This window comes from Actinoplanes auranticolor, assembly GCF_018332655.1.
GTDB classification, from domain to species: domain Bacteria; phylum Actinomycetota; class Actinomycetes; order Mycobacteriales; family Micromonosporaceae; genus Actinoplanes; species Actinoplanes auranticolor.
In genome coordinates this window covers 89,797-115,521 of sequence record NZ_BOQL01000029.1, presented here as the reverse complement: position 1 = coordinate 115,521, position 25,725 = coordinate 89,797, and the positions used below count along the sequence as shown (strand labels likewise).

Genomic DNA, 25,725 nt, shown 5'->3' with positions numbered 1-25,725 from the left:
CGTCAACCGGCGTTCCGGGCTCCGGCCCGGACGGCGGTGATGAGCGGCACGGCGCCCATCACCAGGATGGCCGTCAACGAGAGGGTGAGTGATACCGGCGGGACGGACCAGGCGCAGGCGAGTGCCACCAGACCGAGGAGCACCATGGCGATGCCCGTGGGGCGCAGGCGCCGGCGCTGTGCCTCCAGGGCCTGGTCCACGCGTTCCCGGGTCCCCGAGCTGAGCCGGCCCCCGAGCAGGCTCGGCACGGCCGGCGCCTGCTTGGGCCAGATGTTGCCGATGACGACCACGACCAGCGCCACGGCGGCGGCGATCCAGCCCGGCCCTGAGTCGGCCCGGCCCTCGGCTGCTCGCAGCATCGTCAGGTGCACCGCCAGCATGACTGGGGTCAGGATCCCCAGGGCCACGTCGATCGATCTGCGGTGGGTGCGGTCGTCGCGCCACAGGGGCACCTTCAGCATGGACGCCGCGCGTCGGCGGATGCGCTGGGCCGCCAGCCCCACGCCGCCGATCGCCAGGGCCAGCAAGGGCATCACGGTGAGCACGAGCAGCCGCGGCGCCTGGGTGTCGGCACCGTCGCGGCCCGCGCCGGCGAAGACCACCGGGTCGGGCAGCCCGGCGGCGGTGCGCCAGGACAGTGCGGTCATGAGGGCGAGGCCGGCGGCCAGCACCACGATTCCGGTGACCGGAACAGTCTCCCGGTGACCCACCTCAGTCGTTGCCATGGCTGTCCGCTCCTTCGGGTGAGGTTTCGGAGCTGCCGACGCGCAGCCCGCTCATGAGCTCTGTCAGGGCGCCCTCCAGGACGGAGAGCTTGGTGACGTACCGGATCGTGGTGCCCTGCCGCTGGGCGGCGACGAGGTCCGCGTCGCGCAGGATCCGCAGGTGGCCCGACAGGGTCGGGCCCACGATGCCGAGCTGCTGGGCGATATCGCCGACGGGCATGGGCCCGTTGCGCTGCAACAGCATCAGGACCGCTCGGCGGGTCGGATGGGCGAGCGCCGTGAACACGCCGTCGGTCATCGTCACTCCTGGGTTTCGTTATTTTGGAAGATAGCAAAATAACGATGGAGTGTCGAGCGGTCGGCGGAGCTAAGCGGGTCCGGCGGCCTCGGGGAATGAGACCTGGACGCGCAGACCGTCGTGGCCGGTGGACGACGCCGCGATGACGCCGTCGTGGGCCCGGGTGATCGAGCGGGCGATCGACAGTCCCAGGCCGGCGCCGCCGCCCTGGTGGATGCGGGCACCGGACAGCCGGCGGAACGGCTCGAACAGGGCGGACACCGCGTCGACGGGCACGTCGTCACCGGTGTTCGTGACGATCAGTGCGGGATCGTCGCCGACCTGGACGTCGATGGTGCCGTCCGGCCGGTTGTAGGTCACGGCGTTCTGCACGAGGTTGCTGACCAGGCGTTCCAGCAGCACCTGCTCACCCAGGACCAGGCGCGGGCGCAGGGTGCTGGTGATCGTGATGCCGGCCTCGGCGGCCCGGGCGCGGTGGGCGTCGAGCACCTCCTCGGCGATCAGGTCGAGCCGCAGCGGTGTGCGGGACAGCAGGCCGCGGTCGCTCTCGGCGAGGACCAGCAGGCCCTCGATCAGTCGCTCATTGCGTTCGTTGGTCTCCAGCAGCTGGGCGGTGAGCAGCTCGAGCTGGTCCTCGGTGCGGGCGCGGGCCATGCCCACCTCGATCAGCGTCCGCTGCACCGCGAGCGGGGTGCGCAGCTCGTGGGAGGCGTCGGCGGCGAACCGGCGCTGGGCCTCGTACCCGACGGCGATGCGGTCCATCATGTCGTCGATCGCGCGGCCGAGCAGCGCCAGTTCGTCCCGGCCGGCACCGGGGCGCAGCCGGTGGCCGAGGTTCTGCGGGCCGACGTTCGCGATCACCGGCACGAGGTCCCGGACCGGCCGCAGGCACCACCGTGCCGCCGGGACACACATGGCCAGCAGGCCGGCGAGGACCAGGAACAGGACCGGTCCGGTCACCACGCTGGGCCGCCGGAAGACCTGCTCGCAGAGGAACGAGGCGTCGGCGTCGGGGGCTCGCGGGCCACCCAGGCCGCACCAGGACACCCCGAACTCCCGCGTCAGGGTGAGCACCTGGTCGGCGATCGGCGGGGCGAACTGCGCGGCGACGAGGGCGAGTCCGCAGAGCAGGAGGATGCGGCGGGCCGGGGAGGGCGACCTCATGGCCCGAGCCGGTAGCCGACCTTGGGCACGGTGTGGATCACCGGCGGGTCGCCCAGTTTGCGGCGCAAGGTCATGACGGTGGTCCGGACAGTGTTCGTGAACGGGTCGGCGTTCTCGTCCCACGCCTGCTCGAGCAGATCCTCGGCGCTGACCACGCGACCGCCGGCGCGCAGGAGCACGTGCAGGACGGCGTACTCCTTCGGCGACAGCGACAACGCCAGCCCGTCGCGGGCAGCGGTGTGCCGGGTCACATCGAGCACGATGCCGTCCTGCTCCAGCACCGGGGGCAGCGCCGGAGCCGAGCGCCGGGACAACGCCTGCAGCCGCGCGACGAGCTCGGCGAAGGCGAACGGCTTGGTCAGGTAGTCGTCGGCGCCCAGGCCGAGGCCCTCGACGCGGTCGCGGATCCCGGCGGCGGCGGTCAGCAGCAGCACGCGGGTGCCGAGCCCCGCCCCGGCGATCCGCCGGCACACCTCGTCGCCGGTGCTGCCGGGCATGTCCCGGTCCAGCACGGCGACGTCGTAGCGGTTGACGCCGAGCTTCTCCCAGGCGGCGACGCCGTCGTAGACCACGTCGACGGCCATGGAGAGCCGACGCAGCCCCTCGGCCACCATGTCAGCGAGTACCCGCTCGTCGTCCGCCACCAGCACCCGCAACGCCGCGCCTCCTCGCCGTCCTCGACCGCCCGCCAGGCTGGCACAGCCGGGATAAAGATTCCATAAGGACCGTGCTGACGTCCTCCGGACGGGCGTTTGCGCAGCATGGCACCCCATGAGATCTGTCCGTCGATGTCTGATCGCTGTTCTGCCGGCCGTGGCGCTGGCCGTCGCACCGGTGAGCGCCCAGCCGGCGTCCGCCATCGCTCACGGCGAGGACGTGGACGCCGGCGCCTACCGGTTCACGGTGTTGCTGACCATGACCGGGCTGCCCACGGACGGTTCCGGCACCCGGGACAGCTCCTGCTCCGGTGCTCTGGTCGCACCCCGCTGGGTGATCACCGCGGGGCACTGCTTCCGTTCAGCCGAGGGGCGCCGGGTGAGCCGGACCGTAGCTGATCGCACCACCGCTACCATCGGGCGGGCGGATCTGAGCAGCGGGGAGGGGCGCGAGGCCGAGGTCGTCGCCGTACGCCAGGCTGAAGGCGCCGACGTGGCCCTGGCCGAGATCGATCCCCCCGTCACCGACATCACCCCGCTGCGGATCGGCACCGCGCCGCCCGCGGTGGGCGAGGTCGTCCGGCTGACCGGGTACGGCCTTACCGCCGGGGACGGCTCCGAGCCGGCGAAACGCCTCCAGACCGGGCAGTTCGTCATCGGTCCGACGAGTGATTCGCTCATCGAGACTTCCGGCAAGGCCCCGCGTGCGGATACCAGCCCGTGCCCCCACGACTCCGGGGGCCCGTACTTCCGGCAGCAGAGGGACGGGACCGCGGTCCTGGTGGCCGTGGTCAGCGGCGGGCCCCGGTGCCCTCACCCGGGGCCGGACTTCAGTGCCCGTACCGACAATCTCGCCGGCTGGATCGCCGGCACGATCAGCGGGCCCGGCTCGGGTGAGCGTCGCCTGACCTACTACGGCCTGAGCGCCCTCGTCGCGCTGGCGGCCGTCGTCGTGGTGCTCCTGGCGCGGCGGCGCCGGCCGGCGAGCCGGTGGTCACCGAGGTCAACGCCTTCCCGGGGATGACGGCCGAGTCCCCAGTTCCCGCAGGTCCGGCACCGGGCCGGCATCCCGTTCGCCGCCCTGCGGGGCTTTCTGGTCGCCGGCGTCACCCGGCCGCGGACCACCGGAGCCGGAGGTTAGGCTAACCTAATCCCGCGTCGGTGACGCGCGCCCTCGGGGCGTTCCACATCGGAGGTGCGGGACAGATGACGGCAGGGCTGCAGGGTGTCGAGGAGCTTCTCGCGCGGTGGAACAACCACACCCGTCCGGAGACGACTTCGACGGCGGTCGCTGATTTCGTCGCGCAGGCCCGGCGTACCCCCGATGCCCTGGCCCTGGTCGCCGGGGAGACCCGGCTCACCTACCGGGAGCTGAGCGGCCGGGTCTTCGCGGTCGCGCGGCACCTGCGTGAGCAGGGCGTCCGGGCCGAGGACGTCGTCGGCATCGGGATGCCGCGGTCCGCCGACATGGTCATCGCCGTCCTCGGTGTCATGGTCGCCGGGGGCGCGTTCGTCCCGGTGGACCCCGCCTGGCCGGCGCAGCGCCGCGAGCAGGTGCTGGCCGAGGCCCGGGCCCGGCTCGTGCTGACCGACCTGCCGCCGGGCGTGGCCGGGGACCCGGGAATCCCCGTGGCGCCCGGGCAGCTGGCCTACGTCATCTTCACCTCGGGCTCGACCGGCACGCCGAAGGGCGCGATGATCCGGCACGAGGCCATCGCCGAGCGGCTGCGCTGGCAGGTCGAGCACGTGCTGCACTTCGGCCCGGGCGACGCCTCGCTGTTCAAGGCCCCGCTGTCCTTCGACATCAGCGTCAACGAGATCCTGCTGCCGCTGGTCTCCGGCGGCTACGTGGTGGTGGCCGAGCCCGGCGGGGAGCGCGATCCGCAGTATCTGCTCGACCTGATCGCCACCGAGGGTGTGACCTTCGTCTACCTGGTCTCGTCCATGCTGGACGTCCTGCTGCAGCTGGCCCGCGGCACCCACCTGCTGGACGGCCTCAAGCACGTCTGGTGCGGCGGCGAGGTCCTCACCCCGGAACTGTTCGACCGGTTCCGCGCCCAGCTCAGCACCACGCTCTACCACGGCTACGGTCCCGCCGAGGCCACCATCGGCGTCTCGCACGTGATCTACCGCGACTCGGCCGAGCGGATCGCCACCTCGATCGGCCGGCCCAACCCGCACACCCAGCTCTACGTCCTCGACGACGAGCTGAACCCGGTCGGCGTCGGCGTCACCGGCGAGCTCTACGCCGCCGGCTTCCTGCTGGGCCGCGGCTACGTCAACGCGCCCGCGCTGACCGGCGCCCGGTTCGTCGCCAATCCCTTCGGTGCGGCGGGCGAGCGGATGTACCGCACCGGTGACCTGGCCCGGTGGCACGGCGACGGGACTCTGGAGTTCGTCGGCCGGGCCGACAACCAGGTCAAGATCCGCGGCATGCGGCTCGAGCTGGAGGAGGTCGAGGCGATCGCCGCGACGCATCCGGCGGTGCGCCAGGCCGTCGTGGTCGTGCACGACCGGCACCTGATCGGGTACGCCGTCACGACCACCCCCGTGACCCCGGACGAGCTGCGCGGCTGGTGCGCGGACCGGCTCCCGGAGTACATGGTCCCGTCCGCGTTCGTGCTGCTCGACGCGTTCCCGCTGACCGCCAACGGCAAGGTGGACCGGCGCGCGCTGCCGGCACCCGTCCTGGCCGGACCGTCCTCCCGGGCGCCGCGTACGCCCACCGAGGCCGCCCTCTGCGAGGTCTTCGCCACCGTGCTGGGCCTGGACACCGTCGGCGCCGAGGACGACTTCTTCGCGCTCGGCGGGGACAGCATCGTCGCCATCGGGGCCGTCCGCGCGGCTCGGCGGGCCGGCTTCACGCTGCGCGCCCGGGACCTGTTCGCCCACCCCACGCCGGCCGCGCTCGCCCTGGTCGTGGCCTCCGCGGCCGAGCCCGAGGCCACCACCGTGGACCGGGCCGGGCCGGTCCCGCCGACGCCGATCGTCGCCTGGCTGGACGAGGTCGGTTCGGCCACCGACGGCTTCTTCCAGGCCGTCACGCTGCCCATGCCGGAGGGCCTGACGCTGCCGGAGCTGTACGAGCTGGTGGACGGGCTGCTGGCCGCGCACGACGTGTTGCGCGCCTCGCTCGACGGCGCGGTGCTGACCGTCGCCCCGGCCGGGTCGGTCACTGCCGGCGACGTCGTCCGGGTCGGCGAGGACCTGGACGCGACCGCTGCGCGCCTGAGCACCGACCGGATGGTGGCCTTCTCCTACCAGGAGCAGGCCCGGCAGCTCATCGTGGCTGTACACCACGTCGTCGTGGACGGGGTCTCGCTGCGCGTGCTGGCCGAGGATCTGCGGACCGGGCTGCCGATCGCGCCCGCGCCGACCTCGTACCGGCAGTGGGCCACGGCTCTGTCCGGAGCGGACTTCAGTGCCGACGAGGCGCACTGGGCGACGGTGGCGGCCGAGCCGGTGCCGTTGCTCGGCAGCCGGGCGCTGGACCCGGCCCGGGACACCGTGGCCACCGAGGAGACGCTGACCGTCACGCTGCCGCCCGGCGTCACCGAGCGGCTGCTCAGCACCGTGCCCGCGGCCATCCACGGCGGCGTCAACGACGCGCTCGTGGCCGCCCTGGCGCTGGCGCTCTCCCCGGACGCGCCGTTGCTGCTGGAGCTGGAGGGGCACGGCCGCGAGGAGGACGTGGTCGACCTGGACCTGTCCCGCACCTTCGGCTGGTTCACCACGCTCTTCCCGGTCCGGCTGGACGTCACCGGGCTCTCCCTCGCGGCCGCGGTGAAGGCGGTCAAGGAGCAGCTGCGTGCGGTGCCGGCGAACGGCCTGTCCTACGGCGGTCTGCGGTATCTGGCGCCCCGGCCGGAGCTCGCCGTGCAGCCGCAGGTGCTCTTCAACTACCTGGGCCGGTTCGGGGCGGACGAGGAAGTGGTCGAGCGGCGAGACCCGCGCATGCCGTTGCCGCGGGCGCTGGAGGTCAACGCCGTCACCGTCGACACCGCGCTCTCCGCCACCTTCAGCTGGGCCGGCGGCGTGCTGACCAGGGCGCGGGTCCAGGAGATCGCCGGTCGCTGGGTCGAGCTGCTCACCGCGATCGCCGCTGACCCCGGCATCAGCGGGCACACGCCGTCAGACTTCCCCCTGGTGGGCCTGAGCCAGGCCGATGTGGACGCGCTCGGTGCGGACGTGACCGACGTGCTGCCGTTGACCCCGCTGCAGGCCGGCCTCTACTTCCACGCCACCTATGCGCCCGGCGCCGACCCGTACGTGGTGCAGCAGCTCATCGAGCTGGACGGGCCGCTGGACGAGGAACGGCTGCGCCGCGCCGCCGGGGAGCTCTTCGACCGGTATCCCAACCTGGGCGCCGCGTTCCGCCCGGTCGGCGACGGCGAGGTGGTGGCCGTCGTCGGCCCCCGCCCCGAGCTGCCGTGGCGGCTGGTGGTCACCGATGACGTCGACACCGTGGCCGCCGCCGAGCGCGCGCAGCCCTTCGACCTGGCCCGCCCGCCCGGCATGCGCTACGCGCTGGTCCGGCTGGCGGCCGACCGGCACGTGCTGGTGCAGACCGTGCACCACATCGTGGCCGACGGCTGGTCCGTCCCGCTGATCCTCAACGACCTGCTCGCCCGGTACGCCGGCCAGCCCCTGCCGCCCGCCCCGGCCTACCGCGACTTCCTGGCCCACCGCGGCACCGGCGACCCGGACGCCTTCGCGCGCCTGCTCGACGGCGTGGACGAGCCGACTCTGCTGGCCCCCGGCGCCGGCGCCCCCGCCGCCCGCCTCTCGGTGACCGTCGACGGCACCGGTGTGCAGGCCGTCGCCCGCGCGTACGGGATCACCGCCAGCAACGTGCTCGCCGCCGCCTGGGGTGTGCTCGTCGGCCGGGTGACCGGCCGCACCGACGTGGTCTTCGGCTCGACGGTCTCCGGCCGCGGCGGCGAGCTGCCCGGCATCGACGGGATCGCCGGCCTGCTGATCAACACCGTGCCGGCCCGGGTCCGCTGGACCGGCGCCGACAGCCTCGCCGACGTGCTGCGTGGTTTCGCGGCGAGCCAGCGTGAGGTGGTCGAGCACGAGCAGACCGCGCTGGCCGAGGTTCAGCGCCGGGTGGGTCTGCCCGAGCTGTTCGACACCCTGGTCGTGGTCGAGAACTACCCGGCCGCGGCCGCACCCTCGGACGGGGACCTGCGGATCGCCGGGATGCGCGTGATCGAGGCGCCGCACTACCCGGTCACGCTGATGGTCAGGCCGGGCGACACCATCGCCGTCGACCTCACCCACCGCCTCGCCCCGGCAACCGCGGAGCTGCTGCTGGAGCAGTACGTGCGGGTACTGACGGCGATCGCCGCCGACGCGTCCCGCCCGGTCGCCGCCCTCGACCTGCTCTCCGCCGATCAGCGGGCGGCCGCGCTGGCCCTGGGTCTCGGGGCGCCCGCGCCGGCCACCGGCACCGTGCCCGACATGATCGCGGCCGTCGACCCGGCCCGGACCGCCGTGCGGGGTGGCGCGGTGGAGCTCACCTACGCCGAGCTGTGGTCCCGCGCGGGCGAGGTGGCGGGCGCTCTGCACGCGGCCGGAGTGCGTCGCGGCGACGTCGTCGCGGTCGCCACCCGGCGCACTGCCGAGTTGCCGGTCGCGCTGCTCGGCGTGCTGCGCGCCGGGGCCGCGTACCTGCCGGTGGACCCGGGCTATCCGGCCGCCCGCATCGAATTCATGCTGGAGGACGCGGCGCCCGTCTGCGTGCTCGTCGACGACCCGAGCGCGCGGACGCTGCCCCCGCACGATCTGCCGACCGTCCGGGTCCGGACCGCTCGTGGCGCTGCGCCGGCTGTGACGCTGGAAGGGGACGACGCCGCGTCGGTGGTCTACACCTCCGGTTCCACCGGGCGGCCCAAGGCCGTCGTCGGCACCCACGCCGGCCTGGCCAACCGGCTGGCCTGGGCCCGCGACGCCTGGGACGGCGAGGTGCGGGTGGCGAAGAGCTCGATGAGCTTCATCGACGGCACCACCGAACTGCTCGGCGGGCTGGTCGCCGGGGCCACCGTCGTCGTCGCGGACGAGACCGCGGCGGCCGACGGCGCGGCCCTGGCCCGGCTCGTCGCCGAGTCCGGCGCGACCCAGCTGCTCGCCGTGCCGAGCCTGGCCGCCGCCCTGGCCGAGACCGCCCCGGACCAGGTCCGCGGGCTGCACCGGTGGATCACCAGCGGTGAGGCCCTGGACGCGGATACGGTCGCCGCGCTGGTGGCGGCCTCGCCCGGCGCCACGGTCGTCAACTCCTACGGCGCCTCGGAGAACACCGGCGACGTGCTCGCCGGGGTGGTCACCCCGGGAGAGCCGGTCACCCTGGGCCGGGCCGTGCCCGGGATGCGGATCTACCTGCTCGATGCCGCCCTCGAGCCGGTCGCGCCCGGCGCGGTCGGTGAGCTGTACGTCGGCGGCGTCCAGCTGGCCCGTGGCTACCGGGGCCAGGGCGGGGCGACGGCGGCCCGGTTCGTGGCCGACCCGTTCACGCCCGGCGAGCGGCTCTACCGCACCGGCGACCTGGGCCGCTGGCTCGGTGACACCGTGGAGTTCCTGGGCCGTAACGACGACCAGGTCAAGGTCAACGGGCACCGGGTGGAGCTGGCCGAGGTGGAGGCGGCGCTGCTGCGCCGCCTGGGGGTCCGCGAGGCGGTGGCGGTCGCGCGCAACCGCAAGAGCCTGCATGCCTATGTGGTCGGCGAGGACCTTGACCCGCAGGGTCTGCTCGCGACCCTGCGGGAGGAACTGCCGGCGTATCTGGTGCCCGCGACGGTGACCGTGCTGGACGCCGTACCGCTGCTGCCCAACGGCAAGCGGGACAGGCGCGCGCTGCCCGACCCCGCGGCCGCCGGGTCCGCCCCGCCGCGCACGCCGCGCGAGGCCGTGGTCTGCGAGCGCCTGGCGAGTGTGCTCGGGGTCGAGTCGGTCGGCGTGCACGACGACTTCTTCGCCGCCGGCGGGGACAGCATCACCGCCATCCGCCTCGTCAACCTGCTGGCCCGGGACGGGATCGTGCTCACCACCCAGGACATCTTCCGTACCCGGACCGCCGCCGCGATCGCCGCCACCGGCGAGGAGCCGGTTGCCGAGCCGGGCCCCGCGTCCGCCGCCGAGGTCTGGGAGCTCTCGCCGCTGCAGCAGGGCGTCTACTACCAGGCCACGTTCTCCGACGGCGCCAGCACCTACATCGCGCAGAACGTCTTCGATCTGGACCGGCGCATCGACGTGCCGGCCCTGGAGCTGGCCTTCGCCGCGCTGCTCGACCGGCACCCGACCCTGCGGGTCAGCTTCACCGGTGACCCGCGCCCACTGCAGACCGTCAACCCGGATGTGCCCGCGGTCGTCACGGTGCTCGACGGCGACCCGGAGCAGATCGCCGCCGAGGACCGGGAGCGCCCGTTCGACCTGACCGCGCCCCCGCTGATCCGGCTCACCGTCGTGCGCAAGCCGGACGGTACCGACCGGCTGCTGCTGACCTGCCACTTCTTGCTCTGGGACGGCTGGTCGCGTGAGCTGGTGCTGCGCGAGCTGTTCGCCCTGTACGACTCGCGCGGCACCCGCGGGGCCCTGCCGCTCGACGGCCCGGGCTTCACCGACTATCTGGCCTGGATCGCCGGGCAGGACACCACCGCCTCGGCCGCCGCCTGGAAGTCGGTGCTGGGGGAGCCGACCATCGTCGTGCCGGAGGCCGTCGGACGCGAACCGGTGCTCTCCGACCGCATCCTGGCCGCGCTGCCCACCGGCGTCACCACCCGGCTCAACGAGCAGGCCCGCCGGGCCGGCGTCACCCTGAACTCGGTGCTCACCGCCGCCCTGGGCCTGGTGCTGGGTCACCGCACCGGCCGCGGCGACGTCACCTTCGGCACCACCGTCGCCGGACGCCCGACCGACCTGCCCGGCATCGAGAACGTCATCGGCCTGTTCCTCAACACCGTGCCGGCCCGGGTCGCCGCCACCGGTGGCACGCCGGTCGTCGAGCTGGCCCGCCGGGCCCAGCAGGACCGGCTCGACCTGGCCCCGCACGAGTACCTCGGCCTCGGCGACATCCAGCGCGCAGCCGGCCACGACCAGCTCTTCGACACCCTGTACGTGCTGCAGAACTTCCTCGCCGACGACACCTTCGCCGACCTGGAGGCCGCCCAGGGCATCGTCGACGTCGAGTACACCGACACCACGCACTACCCGCTGACCTGGGTGCTCACCCCGGGCGCCAACCTGCGGATCAAGCTCGAGTACCGCCCGGACGTCGTCACCGGGGCCACCGCGAAGTCCATGGTGGACTCGCTGATCGCCGTGCTGCGTACGCTGGCCGACGGGCTCGACGTGCCCGCCGGTGCGGTGCCGCTGAGCGCGGCGGACTATCCGGCCGGCCGGACCGCGGAGATCCCCGACGAGACCATCGCCGAGATGCTGGCGGCCCAGGCCCGGCGCACCCCCGCGGCGGTCGCGCTGGTCGCGGGCGAGCAGCAGCTCACCTACGCCGAGCTGGACGCCCGTATCGACGCCGTCGCCCGCGGGCTGGTCGCCCGGGGTGCCGGGCCGGAGCAGATCGTCGCGCTGGCGCTGCCGCGCGGGGTGGACATGGTCGTCGCGCTGTTCGCCGTGCTGCGGGCCGGGGCGGCGTACCTGCCGCTCGATCTGGACCTGCCGGCCGAGCGGCGGCAGCAGATGATCGACGACGCCCGGCCGCTGCTGGTGCTGACCTCGCTGGACGGCCTGGCCCGCGACGAGGGGCCGGTGACCCACCCGGACTTCACCGGCGACCGGCTCGACCGGCCGGCGTACGTCATCTACACCTCCGGTTCCACCGGCAAGCCCAAGGGTGTCGTCACGCCGTACCGGGGGCTGACGAACATGCAGCTCAACCACCGGGCCGAGATCTTCGACCCGACCGTGGCGCGGGCCCGGGCGGCCGGCGTCGAGCGGCTGCGGATCGCGCACACGGTGAGCTTCTCCTTCGACATGTCCTGGGAGGAACTGCTCTGGCTGGTCGAGGGGCACGAGGTGCACGTCTGCGACGAGGAGCTGCGGCGGGACGCGACCGCGCTGGTCGCGTACTGCCACTCGCGCGGGATCGACGTCATCAACGTGACCCCGACGTACGCGCACCACCTGTTCGCCGAGGGCCTGCTCGACGGGCACCGGATGTGGCTGGTGCTGCTGGGCGGCGAGGCCGTCACCGAGGCGGTCTGGTCCCGACTCAGCGACCCGGACGGCCCGACCGGCTACAACCTGTACGGCCCCACCGAATACACGATCAACACCCTGGGCGCGGGTACGGCCGACAGCACCACCCCCACGGTCGGCAGGCCCATCTTCAACACCCGCGGCCACGTGCTGGACACCTGGCTGCGTCCCGTTCCGCCCGGCGTGGTCGGCGAGCTCTACATCGCCGGCGCCGGCCTGGCCCGCGGCTACCTGCACGCGCCCGGCCTGACCGCCACTCGCTTCGTCGCCGGGCCGGACGGCACCCGCCTCTACCGCACCGGCGACCTGGTCCGCGAGCGCCCGGACGGCAACCTGGACTTCCTGGGCCGCAGCGACGACCAGGTGAAGATCCGCGGTTACCGGATCGAGCTCGGTGACGTGGAGAGCGCGGTCGCCGCCGTGCCGGGCGTCCGCCAGGCCGCCGTGCTGGCCCGCGACGGCAAGCTGGTCGCCTACCTGGTCGGCCCGGTCGAGCCGGCCGAGGTCCGCGCGGCCCTCACCGAACGCCTGCCGTCCTACATGGTCCCGTCGCTGTACGCCGTCGTGGCCGCCCTGCCGCTGACCGTCAACGGCAAGCTCGACGCCGCCGCGCTGCCCCCGGGCGCCCCGGTCCTGTCGGCCGCCCGTGGCCCGCGGGACGAGCGGGAGAGCCTGCTCTGCGGCCTCTACGCCGACGTGCTCGGCCTGCCGCAGGTCGGCATCGACGACGACTTCTTCGCCATCGGTGGCGACAGCATCTCGTCGATCGCGGTCGCCGGCCGGGCCCGCAAGGCCGGTCTGCCCGTCACGCCGCGGGACGTGTTCCGCCGCCGTACCGTCCAGGCGCTCGCCGCCGCGCTGCCCGCGACGACCGTGGAGGTCCGCACCGACAGCGGCCTCGGCGACATCGTGCTGACCCCGATGCTGGCCGAGACCGTGAAGTCGGCCACCCCGCTGGGCCACTTCTACCAGTCGATGGCCTGGCACACCCCGGCCGCACTGACCCGCGCGCAGCTGGAGACCGTCCTGCAGGCGCTGCTGGACCGGCACGACCTGCTCCGGGCCACGTTCGACGGCACCCTGCACGTGCCGCCGCCCGGCCTGCGGGCCGGCGGACTCTTCGCCCCCGACGAGGACGAGGCGATCCGGCGGCTGGACCCGAGCCGCGGGATCATGCTGCAAGCGGTCTGGACCGGCCGCAAGCTGACGCTGGTCATCCACCACCTGGTCATCGACGGCGTCTCCTGGCGGATCATCACCGGCGACCTGGCCCGCGCCTGGGCCGACGTCCGGGCCGGCCGCCCGGTCGCGCTGGACGAGGTCGGTGCGTCGTTCCGCACCTTCGCCGCCACCGGGGCCGACTACTCGGACCAGGCCGGCTTCTGGCGCGCGACCCTGGCCGACCCCGGCCCCGATCTGGGCGACCGGCCGGTGGACCCGGCCGTCGACACCGCCGCCACGGTCCGCTCGATCACCGTGAGCCTGCCCGCCGACGTGACTGTGCCGCTGCTGTCGACCGTCCCGGCCGCCATGTACGGCGGTGTCAACGACGTGCTGCTCACCGGCCTGGCCGTCGCGGTCAACCGCTGGCGCGGGCTGGATGCCCCGGTGCTGGTCAGCCTGGAGGGCCACGGCCGTACCGGCGACCTCGACCTGTCCCGCACGGTCGGCTGGTTCACCGCCATCCACCCGGTGCGGCTCGACCCCGGCCCGGACGGCGACGTCGCCGCCGCGGCCCGCGCGATCAAGGAGCAGCTGCGGGCGGTGCCGGCCGACGGCATCGGGTACGGCCACCTGCGCTGGCTGCACGACGAGGACCTCGGCCCGGCGCCGCAGATCCTGTTCAACTACCTGGGCCGCTTCGGCGCCGAGGGCGGGGGTGACTGGAGTCCCGCCGCGCCGCTGCGCGAGGGCGTGGACCCGGCCAACCCGGCGATGCCGCTGGAGATCAACGCGCACGCCACCGGCGACGTCTTCACCGCGACGCTGTCCTGGCCGGCCGGCATCCTCGGTGAGGAGCGGGTCATCGCGCTGGGCGAGCAGTGGATGGCCGCCCTGCGTGAGCTGGCCGCCGCCGACCTCGCCGGGCACACACTGTCGGACTTCCCGCTGGTCACGCTGACCCAGGACGACGTGGACGCGTTCGCCGACGCCACCGACGTGCTGCCGCTGCTGCCGTTGCAGGAGGGCATGTACTTCCACTCGGTGACCTCCGAGGTGGACACGTACGCGGTGCAGCAGATCGCCGAGCTGACCGGGCAGGTCGACCCGGCCCGCCTGCGCCGCGCGGTCGAGGCCGCCGTCCGCCGCCACGACGCGTTGCGGGCCTCGTTCCGTGAGCTGCGCGACGGGCGCATCGTGCAGGTGATCAGCGCCGACGTGCAGGTGCCGTGGCGGGAGTACGTGGCGGACAGCCCCGAGCGCCTGGCCGAGATCGCGGCGGCCGAGCTGGCCCAGCCGTTCGACCTGGCCCAGGCCCCGGTGCTGCGGTACGCGCTGGTCTCGCTCAGCGCCACCGAGCACCGGCTGGTCGAGACGATGCACCACATCCTGGCCGACGGCTGGTCGTACCCGCTGGTGTTCTCCGACGTGGTGGCGGCGTACCACGGGCGGGAGCGGCCGGCCCCGGTCGCCACCTTCCGCGATCACGTGGAGTCCGTCGTCACCCGCGACCGTGAGGCCGCCCGCGCCGCCTGGGCCTCCGCCCTGGCCGACGCCGAACCGACCACCCTCTACCCGGACCTGACCACGGTGTCGCACCACGACAGCGCGTTCGCGGTCTTCACCCGCAGCCGCGAGCTGGCCGAGGTCGCCCGGACGCACGGCGTCACCGTCAGCACGCTGGTGCACGGCGCCTGGGGACTGCTGCTCGGCCGGCTGCGGGGCCGTGACCGCGTGGTGTTCGGCTCCACGGTCTCCGGCCGCGGCGGCGACCTCAGCGGCGTGGAGACCATCGTCGGGCTGCTCATCAACACCGTGCCGGTGCCGATGGCCTGGCGGCCGGACGAGCCGCTCGGCGACGTGCTGCGCCGCCTGCAGGAGCAGCAGACCGACGTGCTCGACGTGCAGCAGGTCGGCCTGGCCGAGCTGAACCGGCTGGCCGGCGTCCGGGAGCTGTTCGACTCGATGGTGGTGGTGGAGAACTTCCCGGCCGTCGAGGGCGGCGACGCCGAGGGCCTCGGCGTACGCGGCTTCACGGGTACGGACTCCCCGCACTACCCGGTGTCGCTGGTCGCCTTCCCCGGCGACGACCTGACGCTGGAGATCAAGTACGACGCCGCGATCGGGGCCGCGACCGCGGAACGGCTGGCCGGTCTCGTGCACCGGATCCTGGACCAGTTCGCCGACGGGATCGACCGGCCGGTGTCCACCCTGGACCTGGGCGCGACGGCCACCGGCGGCGAGACCGTCGAGGTCAGCGACACCACCCTCGACCTGTGCCTGGACCGCCCGGACGCCGTCGCGGTGACCGCCGGGGACAGCACGCTGACCTACGCCGGTCTGGAGGCCCGCTCGAACCGGCTGGCCCATGAGCTGATCGCCCGCGGCGTGGGCCCGGAGGCCCGGGTCGCCGTCGCGCTGCCCCGCGGCGCCGACCTGATCGTGGCGCTGCTCGCCGTGATCAAGGCCGGTGGCTGCTACGTGCCGGTGGACCTGGGCGCACCGGCCGCCCGGCAGGAGTACATCCTGGCCGACGCGGCACCGGTCTGCCTGATCGGCGACGGCGGTGTGCCGGTCGACGCGCCGGGCCGCCCGGACACCCGCCCGCAGGTGGCCCTGAACGGCGCGAACGCGGCGTACGTCATCTACACCTCCGGCTCGACCGGCAAGCCCAAGGGTGTCGTGGTGACCCACCGCGACGTGCTGGCGCTGTTCGCCGCGGCCGAGCGGCACTTCGGCTTCGGCCCGGACGACGTGTGGACGATGTTCCACTCGTACGCCTTCGACTTCTCGGTCTGGGAGCTGTGGGGCCCGCTGCTGTACGGCGGCCGGCTGGTCGTCGTCCCGCACGACGTGGCCCGGGACCCGCAGCGCTTCCGCAGCCTGCTGCGCGACGAGGGCGTCACCGTCCTCAACCAGACGCCGTCCGCGTTCTACCCGCTGATCGAGGCGGACGCGGCCGAGCCGGACCGGCTGCCGCTGCGCTACGTCGTCTTCGGCGGCGAGGCGCTGGACCTGTCCCGCCTGGTCGCCTGGTACGCCCGCAACACCACCCCGCAACTGGTCAACATGTACGGCATCACCGAGACCACCGTGCACGTCTCGTTCCGCGCCCTGCACCCGGACGACGTCAGCCGGCCCAGCGTCATCGGCGCCGCCCTGCCCGGCCTGACCGTGCACGTGCTGGACGCGTACCTGCAGCCGGTGCCCGAGGGCGTGACCGGCGAGATGTACGTGGCCGGTGACCAGCTCGCCCGCGGCTACCTGGACCGGCCGGCGCTGACCGCGTCCCGGTTCGTGGCCAACCCGTTCGGGCCGGGCCGGCTCTACCGCTCGGGTGACCTCGCCCGCTGGGAGGACGGCGAGCTGGTCTACCTGGGCCGCTCCGACCACCAGGTGAAGATCCGCGGCTACCGCATCGAGCTGGGCGAGATCACCGCGGCGCTGCTGGCGCTGGGCGGGGTCTCGGACGCGACCGTGATCGTGCGGGACGGCCGGCTGGTCGCCTACCTGGTCGCCCGGGCCGGCACCCGGCCGGACGCCGACGCGATCCGCGCGCACCTCGCCACGACCCTGCCCGACTACATGGTCCCGGCGGCGTTCGTGACGCTGGACGCGCTGCCGCTGACCGTCAACGGCAAGCTCGACCGCGACGCCCTGCCGGCGCCGGTCGCCGAGACCCGGGCAGTGCCGGCCGCCGCTGACGAGCCGGCCGCGGTCACCACGCTGCGGGAGCTGTTCGCCGAGGTGCTCGGTGTGCCGGTGCCGGCCGACGGTGACTTCTTCGCCCTCGGCGGGGACAGCATCGTCGCCATCCAGCTGGTCAACCGGGCCAAGCGCAGCGGCGTACGGATCTCCCCGCGCGACGTCTTCGTCAAGCGCACCCCCGCGGCGCTCGCCGCCACCGACACGAAGCCCGCCCCGGTGGCCGCGCCGAGCGACGGCGTCGGTGAGGTGGCGCTGCTGCCGATCGTGCACCGGCTGGCCGAGCTGGGCGGCGATGTCAGCCGCGTGCACCAGTCCGACCTGCTGCGCACACCGCCCGGCGCGACCGCGGCCCGCCTGCAGCAAGCGCTGGATGCTGTGGTGGAAAGGCACGACGCGCTGCGCCTGCGGCTGAGCCGCCCGGCACCGATGCTCTGGTCCCAGGAGGTCACCGCGACCGGCGGGGTCACCCTGACCACAGTGGACGGCATCGACCCCGCCGTCATCAAGCAGGCGGCCGAGGACGCCGTCGCCCGGCTCGACCCGGACGCCGGGCGGGTCCTCGAAGCGGTCTTCTTCGACGGCGGACCGGACGCCCAGGGCCGTCTGCTGCTGGTCGCCCACCACCTGGTAGTGGACGGCGTCTCCTGGCACATCCTCACCGAGGACCTGCGCCAGGCTTACGAGGGACGCACCCTCGACCCGGTCGGCACTTCGCTTCGCACGTTTGCGCGACTGCTCACCGAGGAGGCAGGTAGCGCGTCTCGCCTGGCCGAGTTCCCGGCCTGGCAGCGTGCCCTCGCGCCGGGGGGCGAACTCGTACCGGAGGCGCTTCCGGGCGGCCCGACCCGCGACCACGAGGTCCGCATCCCGGTGGACCCGGCCCTGCTCAGCGGTGATGTCACCGGCAAGCTGCTCGCCGCGCTGCACACCGCGGTCAACCAGTGGCGAGGTGCCGAGGCCGACCTCGTGGTCGACCTGGAACGCCACGGCCGCGAGCCGCTCGGTGATGCCGACCTGTCCCGGACGGTCGGCTGGTTCACCTCCATCGCCCCGGTCCGCCTGCCCGCCACCGAACCCGCCGGCGACGGCCTGGGCTTCGGCCTTCTGCGGTACGTCAACCCGCGGTCAGCGGCGGCGCTGGCCCGGCTCGGCACTCCGCAGGTGCTCTTCAACTACCTGGGGCGCTTCACCGAGGAAACCACGGACTGGTCGCCCGCGGACGAGGACATCAAGGTACGACTCGACGAGGTCACGCCGTACCTGTTGGAAGTCAACGTCTGGATCCGCGGCCAGGAGCTGCACGCGGTGCTGACCTACGCGGACGAAGGGCTGGGGCTGGATGCCACCCGGGCCATCGCGGGCGGCTGGGCGGCGGCGCTGTCCCCGGCCGAGCAGCAATGGCCGCTGTCGCCGTTGCAGGACGGGCTGTTCTTCCAGGCCAAACTGGCCGGGGACGCGGACGTCTACCTGGCGCAGAACGCCTTCGACGTGAACTACCGGATCGACGTGCCCGCCCTGGAACGGGCCTTCGCCGCGGTGCTGCGCGCGCACCCGGCCACCCGGCTGGCCTTCACCGACGAGGGCCGCGAGCAGCCGGTGGCCATCCTCGGCACCGACGTGCCGGCCACGGTCGCGGTGATCGAGCTCGACGACGAGGCCGGCCTGGCCGAGGTCGTGGCGGCCGACCGGACCCGGCCGTTCGACCTGGCCCGGCCGCCGCTGGCCCGGCTCACCGTGGTGCGGCGGCCCGGCGGACGGGACCGGCTGCTGTTCACCTACCACCTGCTGCTCTGGGACGGCTGGTCCCGCGAGCTGGTGCTGCGGGACCTCTTCGGCGCGTACGCGGGCCGGCCGGTGCCCGGGCCACGCGCCGGTTTCACCGACTATCTGAGCTGGCTGGCCCGGCAGGACAAGGAGGCGTCCGAGCGCGCCTGGGCCGAGCGGCTGGGCGAGCCGACGATCCTCTACCCGGCGGCCGCCGGCACCCAGCCGGTCCTGGCCACCAGCCTCGGCGTGCAGTTCACCGAGGCTCAGACCGCCCGGCTGGCCGAGCAGGCCCGCGCGGCCGGGGTCACCCTCAACGCCGTGCTGAGCACCGCGCTGGGCCTCGTGCTCGGGCATGCCTCCGGCCGCACCGAGGCCACTTTCGGCACCACGGTCGCGGGGCGTCCCACCGAACTGGACGGCATCGAGGAGGTCGTCGGCGTCTTCCTCAACACCGTGCCGCAGCGCGTCACCTTCGCCGCCGCCGAGCCGGTCAGCGACGTCCTGCGGCGGGTGCAGGCCGAGCGCATCGAGCTGATGCCGCACGAATACCTGGGCCTGGGCGACATCCAGCGCGCGGCCGGGCGCGGCCCGCTCTTCGACAGTCTGTACGTGCTGCAGAACTTCCTCGACGACGACACGTTCACCGACCTGGAGACCGAGCACGGCATCGTCGACATCGAGGCCGTGGACGCCACCCACTACCCGCTGACCTGGGTGGTCACCCCGGGACGGCAGCTGCGGGTACGCCTGGAGTACCGCTCCGACGTGGTCGCCGAGGCCGAGGCCCGGTCCCTGCTCGACCGGTTCGCCGAGGTGCTGCACACCCTGGACGCCGGCGCGCCGGTGGCCGCGGTGCCGCTGTCCGGGGCGCCGGCCCTGCCCGGCCACACCGCCGGGATCCCCGACGTGACCATCGCCGAGATGCTCGCCGAGCAGGCCGCCCGTACGCCCACCCGGGCCGCGCTGACCCACGACGGCGTGACGCTGAGCTACGCCGAGCTGGACGGCCGGGTCAGTGCCGTGGCCCGGGGACTGCGGTCGCTGGGTGCCGGCCCGGAGACGATCGTCGGGCTCGCCCTGCCGCGCGGCATCGACATGGTCGTGGCGCTGTTCGCGGTGCTGCGGGCCGGGGCCGCGTACCTGCCGCTGGACCTGGACCTGCCGGCCGAACGCCGCCAGGACATGATCGACGACGCCCGGCCGCTGGTCGTGCTGGAGTCGCTGGCCGGGCTGTACGAGGAGGTCGGCGAGCCGTGGCGGGCCGACTTCGCCCCGGGTACGCCCGGACGGCTGGACCGGCCCGCGTACGTCATCTACACCTCCGGGTCCACCGGGCGGCCGAAGGGGGTCGTGACGCCGTACCGGGGGCTGACCAACATGCAGCTCAACCACCGGGAGGCGATCTTCGCGCCGACCGTGGCGGCGGCCGGCGACCGGGTGCTGACCATCGCGCACACCGTCAGCTTCTCCTTCGACATGTCCTGGGAGGAACTGCTCTGGCTGGTCGAGGGCCATCACGTGCACGTCGCCGACGAGGAACTGCGCCGCGACGGCCGGGCCCTGGTCGCCTACTGCGCCGCCCACCGGGTCGACGTGGTCAACCTGACCCCGACGTACGCGCAGGCGCTGCTGGACGAGGGGCTGCTCGACAGCGGGCACCGGCCGTGCCTGGTGCTGCTCGGCGGCGAGGCCGTCTCCGAGAAGCTGTGGGCGGTCCTGCGCGACACCGAGGGTGTGACCGGCTACAACCTCTACGGCCCGACCGAATACACGATCAACACCCTGGGCGGGGGTACGGAGGACAGCGTCACCGCCACCGTCGGCCGGCCGATCTGGAACACCACCGGCCACGTCCTCGATGCCTGGCTGCGACCGGTCCCGCCCGGCGTCGCGGGCGAGCTCTACATCGCCGGTGCCGGCCTGGCCCGTGGCTACCTCAACCGGCCGGGCCTGACCGCCTCCCGCTTCGTGGCCGGACCCGACGGCAGCCGGCTCTACCGCACCGGCGACCTGGTCCGCGAACGGGCCGACGGCAACCTGGACTTCCTCGGCCGCACCGACGACCAGGTGAAGATCCGCGGCTACCGGATCGAACTGGGCGAGGTGGAGACGGCCGTCTCCGCGGTGCCCGGCGTCCGGCAGTCCGCGGTGCTGGCCCGCGACGGGGCGCTGCACGCCTACCTGGTCGGTACGGCCACACCCGCCGAGGTGAAGGCCGCCCTGGCCGAGCGCCTGCCGTCCTACATGGTCCCGTCGCTGTACGCCGTCGTGGACGTGCTGCCGCTGACCGTCAACGGCAAGCTCGACACTGCCGCGCTGCCCGTACCCACCCCGGTCGCCACCGGGTCGAGGCCGCCCGCCGACGACCGGGAGCGGCGGCTCTGCGAGCTGTGCGCCGAGGTGCTGGGCCTGCCGTCGTTCGGGGTCGAGGACGACTTCTTCGACGCGGGCGGGCACTCGCTGACCGCGCTGCGACTGCTCGGCCGGATCCGCACCGAGCTGGGTGGGGACCTGTCGCTGCGGGTGCTGTTCGATGCCCGTACCCCCGAACGGCTGGTCCGGGCCACCGCCGGCCCGGCGCAGGCCGCCCTGACCGCGCGGCCCCGGCCGGAGGTGCTGCCGCTGTCCCCGGCGCAGCAGCGGCTCTGGCTGCTCGACCAGATCGACCCCGGCTCCAGCGCCTACAACTATCCGCTGGTGCTGCGCCTGGCCGGCCGGATCGACGTGCCCGCGCTGTCGCTCGCCCTGGCCGACGTGGTGGCCCGGCACGAGGTGCTGCGCACACTGATATCCGGCGCAGCCCAGCACATCGCCGAACCCCCCGCCACCGTGCCGGTATCGGTCGGCGTGCCGGTGGGCGAGCTGGTCGCCCGGCCCTTCGACCTCGCCGCCGACCTGCCGATCCGGGCCGCCGTGATCGACGAGGGCGACAGCTCGGTGCTGGCGCTGGTGCTGCACCACATCGCGATGGACGAGTGGTCCGACGGCCCGCTGCTGCGCGACCTGAGCACGGCGTACCTGGCCCGCCTCGAAGGCCACGCACCCGCCTTCACCCCGCTGCCCGTGCAGTACGCCGACTACGCACTGTCCCTTCAGGAGGACCCGGCCGAGCTGGACTTCTGGCGTACGGCCCTGCGCGGGCTGCCGGACGAGATCACCCTGCCCGCCGACGCCCCGCGCAGCCCGGCCCGCACGACGGCCGGGCTGGTCAGTGCCGCCCTGCCCGCCACGCTGATCGACCCGCTGCGGGAGATCGCCCGCGCCGGGTCGGCCAGCCTGTTCATGGCGCTGCACGCCACGCTGGCTGTGCTGTTGTCCCGGCACGGGGCGGGCACCGATGTGCCGATCGGCAGCCCCACCTCCGGGCGGGGCGACGCTGCCCTGGACGACCTGGTCGGCTTCTTCGTCAACACGATCGTGCTGCGCACCGACCTGTCCGGCGAGCCGACGTTCGCCGAGCTGCTGCGCCGCGTACGGGCCGCCGACCTGGCCGCGTTCGAACATGCCGGGGTGCCGTTCCAACAGGTCGTGGAGCTGGTGAACCCGCCCCGGGCGGCGGGACGCAATCCGCTGTTCCAGGCGATGATCGGCTACTTCCACCGGCCGGCGGACGGCGGTCCGGTGCTGGGACTGCCGGTGCTGCCGGCCCCGGAGGTGGCGGCGGACCCCAAGGTCGACCTGAACGTCACCTTCATCGACGGCGGCCCGGACGGGGTCGAGGTGAGCCTGGAGTACGACGCGGGGCGCTTCCGTCCGGAGACGGCCGAGCGGCTGCTGGAGCGGCTCACCAACCTGCTGACGGCCTTCGCCGCGGATCCGGGGCAACCAGTCGGTACGGCGCCGTTGCTCACGGTTGCCGACCGTCGCGAGCTTGCCGCCGAAGCGTGGGTGCCGTCGGATACCCCGCCCTGGTTCACCGCGCTGGCCCGGCACGCCGGTGAGGCGCTCGTTGCGGACGGCGTCAGCTGGAGCTACGCCGAGCTGGACCGGGCCTCGGACGCGGTCGCTGCGCTGCTCGCCGCCCGGGGCATCGGCCCGGAGAGCATCGTCGGCATCAACCTGCCGCGCTCGGCCGAGCTGGTGGTGGCAGTGCTCGGCGTGGCCAAGGCGGGCGCCGCCTATCTGCCGCTGGACCCGGCCTTCCCGACGGCCCGGTTGGCCTTCATGGTCGCCGACGCTCAACCGGCTGCCGTCATCGGTGACACCGAGTTCGAGGGTGTGCCGACTCTCAGCGTGGGTGCTGCTCCTGCCGCCACCTTTGAAACGGTGACGGTCCAGCCCTCGCAGGCCGCGTACGTCATCTACACCTCCGGATCGACCGGACGGCCCAAGGGGGTCGTGGTCACCCACGGGGAGCTGGGGGCGTTCCTGGCCGCCGTACCGCTGGAGGCCGAGGATCGTCTGCTGGCGGTGACGACGCTGTCCTTCGACATCTCCGTGCTGGAGCTGATGGGCCCGCTGCTGGCCGGCGGCACCATCGTGCTGGCCTCGTCCGCCCAGGTCCGCGACCCGCTGCTGCTGGCCGAACTGCTGCGCGAGCAGCGGGTCACGGCGATGCAGGCGACGCCCTCGCTCTGGGCCGCCCTCCTCGAGTCCTCCGATGTGGACCTGCGGGGGGTGCGCGCGCTGGTCGGCGGCGAGGCTCTGCCGGTCTCGCTCGCTGCGGACCTGGTCGCCCGGGCGGCGGCCGTGGTCAACCTGTACGGCCCGACCGAGGTCACGGTCTGGGCCACCCGCGACGAGGTCACGGCGGACTGGGACGGCAGCATCGGCAAGCCCTTGCCCGGCACCGGCGCGCACGTGCTCGACGAGCGGCTCCAGCCGGTGCCGCCGGGCGTGGTGGGGGAGCTGTACCTCGGCGGCGCCCAGGTCACCCGGGGCTACCTGGGGCGGCCGGCGCTCACCGCGTCCCGCTTCGTCGCCGCCCCCGGCGGGCAACGCCTCTATCGGACCGGTGACCTGGCCGTCCGGCGCGACGGCCGGCTGGTCTACCTGGGCCGCACCGACCACCAGGTCAAGGTGCGCGGCTTCCGGATCGAGCTGGGCGAGATCGAGGCGGTCGCGCTGGCCCACCCGGACGTGACCCGCGCCGTCGTGGTGGCCCGCGGCGAGCGCCTGGTGGCGTACCTGACGACGACCGGCGGCACGGTGCCGGCCGGGCTCTGGGACGACGCGCTGCCGGCCTACATGGTCCCGGCGGTGTGTCATGTGCTGGACGCGCTGCCGCTGACTCCGAACGGCAAGGTGGACCGCGCCGCGCTACCGGACCTCGAGGTGTCGTCCGGTGGCACCGCGCCACGCTCCCGCCTGGAAGCCACGGTGTCCCGCATCGTGTCCGAGGTGCTCGGGGTGGCCGAGGTCGGGGTGCACGACGACTTCTTCGCGCTCGGCGCGCATTCGTTGCTGCTCGTGCGGCTGGCCACGGCGCTGCGGCGGGAGCTGGCTGTGGACGTACCGGTGGCCCGGCTCTTCACCGCGCCCACCGTCGCGGGCGTGGCCCGCCTGCTGGCCGACGACGCACCGGCCGGGGACGCTCTCGACCCGGTGCTGACGCTGCAGGTGGGCGCCGGCCTCCCGCCGCTGTTCTGCCTGGCCCCGGCGAGCGGGCTGGCCTGGCAGTTCGCCGGCCTGAAGCGGCACCTGCCGGCGGACCTGCCCCTGATCGGCCTGCAGAGCCCGCTGCTCTCCGGCGGCACGCTCCCTCCGACGCTCACGGAACTGGCTTCGACTTACGCCGACCTCGTGGACGCCCACCGGCCGGACGGCCCGATCCGGCTCCTCGGCTGGTCCTTCGGCGGGGCGCTCGCGCTCTGCGTGGCGGCCACGCTCACCGCGCGCGGCCGCACGGTCGACTTCGTCGGCATGCTCGACGCCCGCCGGGACGCCGCGCAAGCGCCGTCGACAGTCGCGGCCCTGCTCACCGAGATGGGGTACGAAGTCAGCAACGCCGACCTCACCCTGCCCGAAGCGGTCACCTTCGTCCGGGCGGCGGGCGGCGGCGTGGCGGCGCTGACGGACGAGCAGATCGCGCTGGTGCTCGCGAACTACCTCGAGGCGGACCGGTTGATGGCCGGAGCGGAGTACCCGCTCTACCCCGGCACGGTGTGCTACGTCGAGGCGACGGTGCCCGAACAGGGCTTCACCGGTCCGGGGGCGCCGCCATGGGAATCCGTGACAGGCGCGATGGAGGTGCACGAACTGGCGGTCCGGCACTCGGAACTGCTGGATCCGGCCACCCTGGAGCTGCTGGGCCCGCTGCTGGCGAGTCGGCTGCGGCTCAGCTGACCCGCGGCACCAGGGCGTCACCGAGCAGGCTGTGCAGCCCCCAGAGCACGAGGCTGAGCACCAAGGTGGCAAGGAAGCCGAAGCCGATCCCGGCCCACCACTTGAACCGCTTCTCCCGTACGGGGGCCCGGGACGACCACGGTCGTTCCCGGGTCAGCCACCACAGCAGCCCGAGCCCGAGCGGCGCCGTACCGACCAACCAGAACCAGAACCACCGGGTCCCGCCGGCCGGCGGTGCCGAGGCGGACACGAGCGCCCAGAGGAACAGGATGACCCCGGCCAGGCTCAACCCGGAGATCAAGGTGCCGACCGGCCAGGCTTCCGGCCCGTCGTGGGCGTGGAAGACCCGCAGTGCCGCCGCGAGCGACTCGCCCTCGGGGGTGACCGACCGCGGCTGAGCAGCGGGATCCACCACGTCAGCCGGCACGCCGCCGGGGACGGTGATGTAGTGCTGCCGCCCGTCGCCGGTGTTCCAGAGGAAAACGGGCCCATCGGTGTCGGCGGATTCGAGCTGCGGCCGCCCGGGACTGAACAACCCGGTGGCGTCGGACCAGCCGCGACCCCACTCGTACGTGGTGACCCGCCCGGCGGTCAGATCAGCCCGCGCGTCATCGAGGGTGCCCTCGCGGGGCGAGACCCACCAGGTGAGGGCGGCCCAGGCCACCCAGCCGAGCACGAAGGCGACCCGCAACACCTGCCACCAGAAGACCTTGGGCCGCCCGACCTCCCGCACCACCGCATCACCCGTCAC

General features: G+C 73.9%; 7 protein-coding genes. 2 read left to right on the top strand and 5 right to left on the bottom strand.

Going from position 1 to position 25,725, the window contains the following annotated elements; all coding sequences use genetic code 11:
- Nucleotides 1–2 precede the first annotated feature (2 nt).
- The 4 genes from Aau02nite_RS19500 to Aau02nite_RS19485 all read right to left on the bottom strand — a co-directional run bounded on the left by Aau02nite_RS19500 (nt 3) and on the right by Aau02nite_RS19485 (nt 2,843).
- Nucleotides 3–725: a hypothetical protein gene (locus Aau02nite_RS19500; RefSeq protein WP_212989930.1), complete on the bottom strand. Its 723-nt coding sequence runs from the start codon at nt 723–725 to the stop codon at nt 3–5.
- The gene (locus tag Aau02nite_RS19495) at nt 712–1,023 is read right to left on the bottom strand and encodes an ArsR/SmtB family transcription factor (RefSeq protein WP_212989929.1); all 312 of its coding nucleotides are present in this window, start codon (nt 1,021–1,023) and stop codon (nt 712–714) included. The genes Aau02nite_RS19500 and Aau02nite_RS19495 overlap by 14 nt, the downstream gene beginning before the upstream one ends.
- 69 nt (nt 1,024–1,092) lie before the next feature.
- On the bottom strand, nt 1,093–2,187 hold the full coding sequence (locus Aau02nite_RS19490; protein ID WP_212989928.1) for a sensor histidine kinase: 1,095 nt from the start codon (nt 2,185–2,187) through the stop codon (nt 1,093–1,095).
- Nucleotides 2,184–2,843: a response regulator transcription factor gene (locus tag Aau02nite_RS19485; RefSeq protein WP_212989927.1), complete on the bottom strand. Its 660-nt coding sequence runs from the start codon at nt 2,841–2,843 to the stop codon at nt 2,184–2,186. The genes Aau02nite_RS19490 and Aau02nite_RS19485 overlap by 4 nt, the downstream gene beginning before the upstream one ends.
- Nucleotides 2,844–2,958: 115 nt before the next feature.
- Here Aau02nite_RS19485 and Aau02nite_RS19480 point away from each other — a divergent pair, with 115 nt between their 5' ends.
- Both Aau02nite_RS19480 and Aau02nite_RS19475 read left to right on the top strand, forming a co-directional pair.
- Entirely contained in the window at nt 2,959–3,867 is a 909-nt protein-coding gene (locus tag Aau02nite_RS19480; protein ID WP_212989926.1) for a S1 family peptidase, read from the top strand.
- Nucleotides 3,868–4,049: 182 nt separating this feature from the next.
- The gene (locus Aau02nite_RS19475; RefSeq protein ID WP_212989925.1) at nt 4,050–24,974 is read left to right on the top strand and encodes a non-ribosomal peptide synthetase; all 20,925 of its coding nucleotides are present in this window, start codon (nt 4,050–4,052) and stop codon (nt 24,972–24,974) included.
- Here the strand turns inward: Aau02nite_RS19475 and Aau02nite_RS19470 are convergent.
- Nucleotides 24,967–25,725: a hypothetical protein gene (locus tag Aau02nite_RS19470; RefSeq protein WP_212989924.1), complete on the bottom strand. Its 759-nt coding sequence runs from the start codon at nt 25,723–25,725 to the stop codon at nt 24,967–24,969. The two genes, Aau02nite_RS19475 and Aau02nite_RS19470, sit on opposite strands and share 8 nt — an antisense overlap.

Excerpts from the sequence above, each read along its gene's own strand:
- Aau02nite_RS19480 (WP_212989926.1), top strand. The coding sequence starts at position 2,959 with ATGAGATCTGTCCGTCGATGTCTGATCGCTGTTCTGCCGGCCGTGGCG.
- Aau02nite_RS19495 (WP_212989929.1), bottom strand. The coding sequence starts at position 1,023 with ATGACCGACGGCGTGTTCACGGCGCTCGCCCATCCGACCCGCCGAGCG.
- Aau02nite_RS19500 (WP_212989930.1), bottom strand. The coding sequence starts at position 725 with ATGGCAACGACTGAGGTGGGTCACCGGGAGACTGTTCCGGTCACCGGA.
- Aau02nite_RS19490 (WP_212989928.1), bottom strand. The coding sequence starts at position 2,187 with ATGAGGTCGCCCTCCCCGGCCCGCCGCATCCTCCTGCTCTGCGGACTC.
- Aau02nite_RS19475 (WP_212989925.1), top strand. The coding sequence starts at position 4,050 with ATGACGGCAGGGCTGCAGGGTGTCGAGGAGCTTCTCGCGCGGTGGAAC.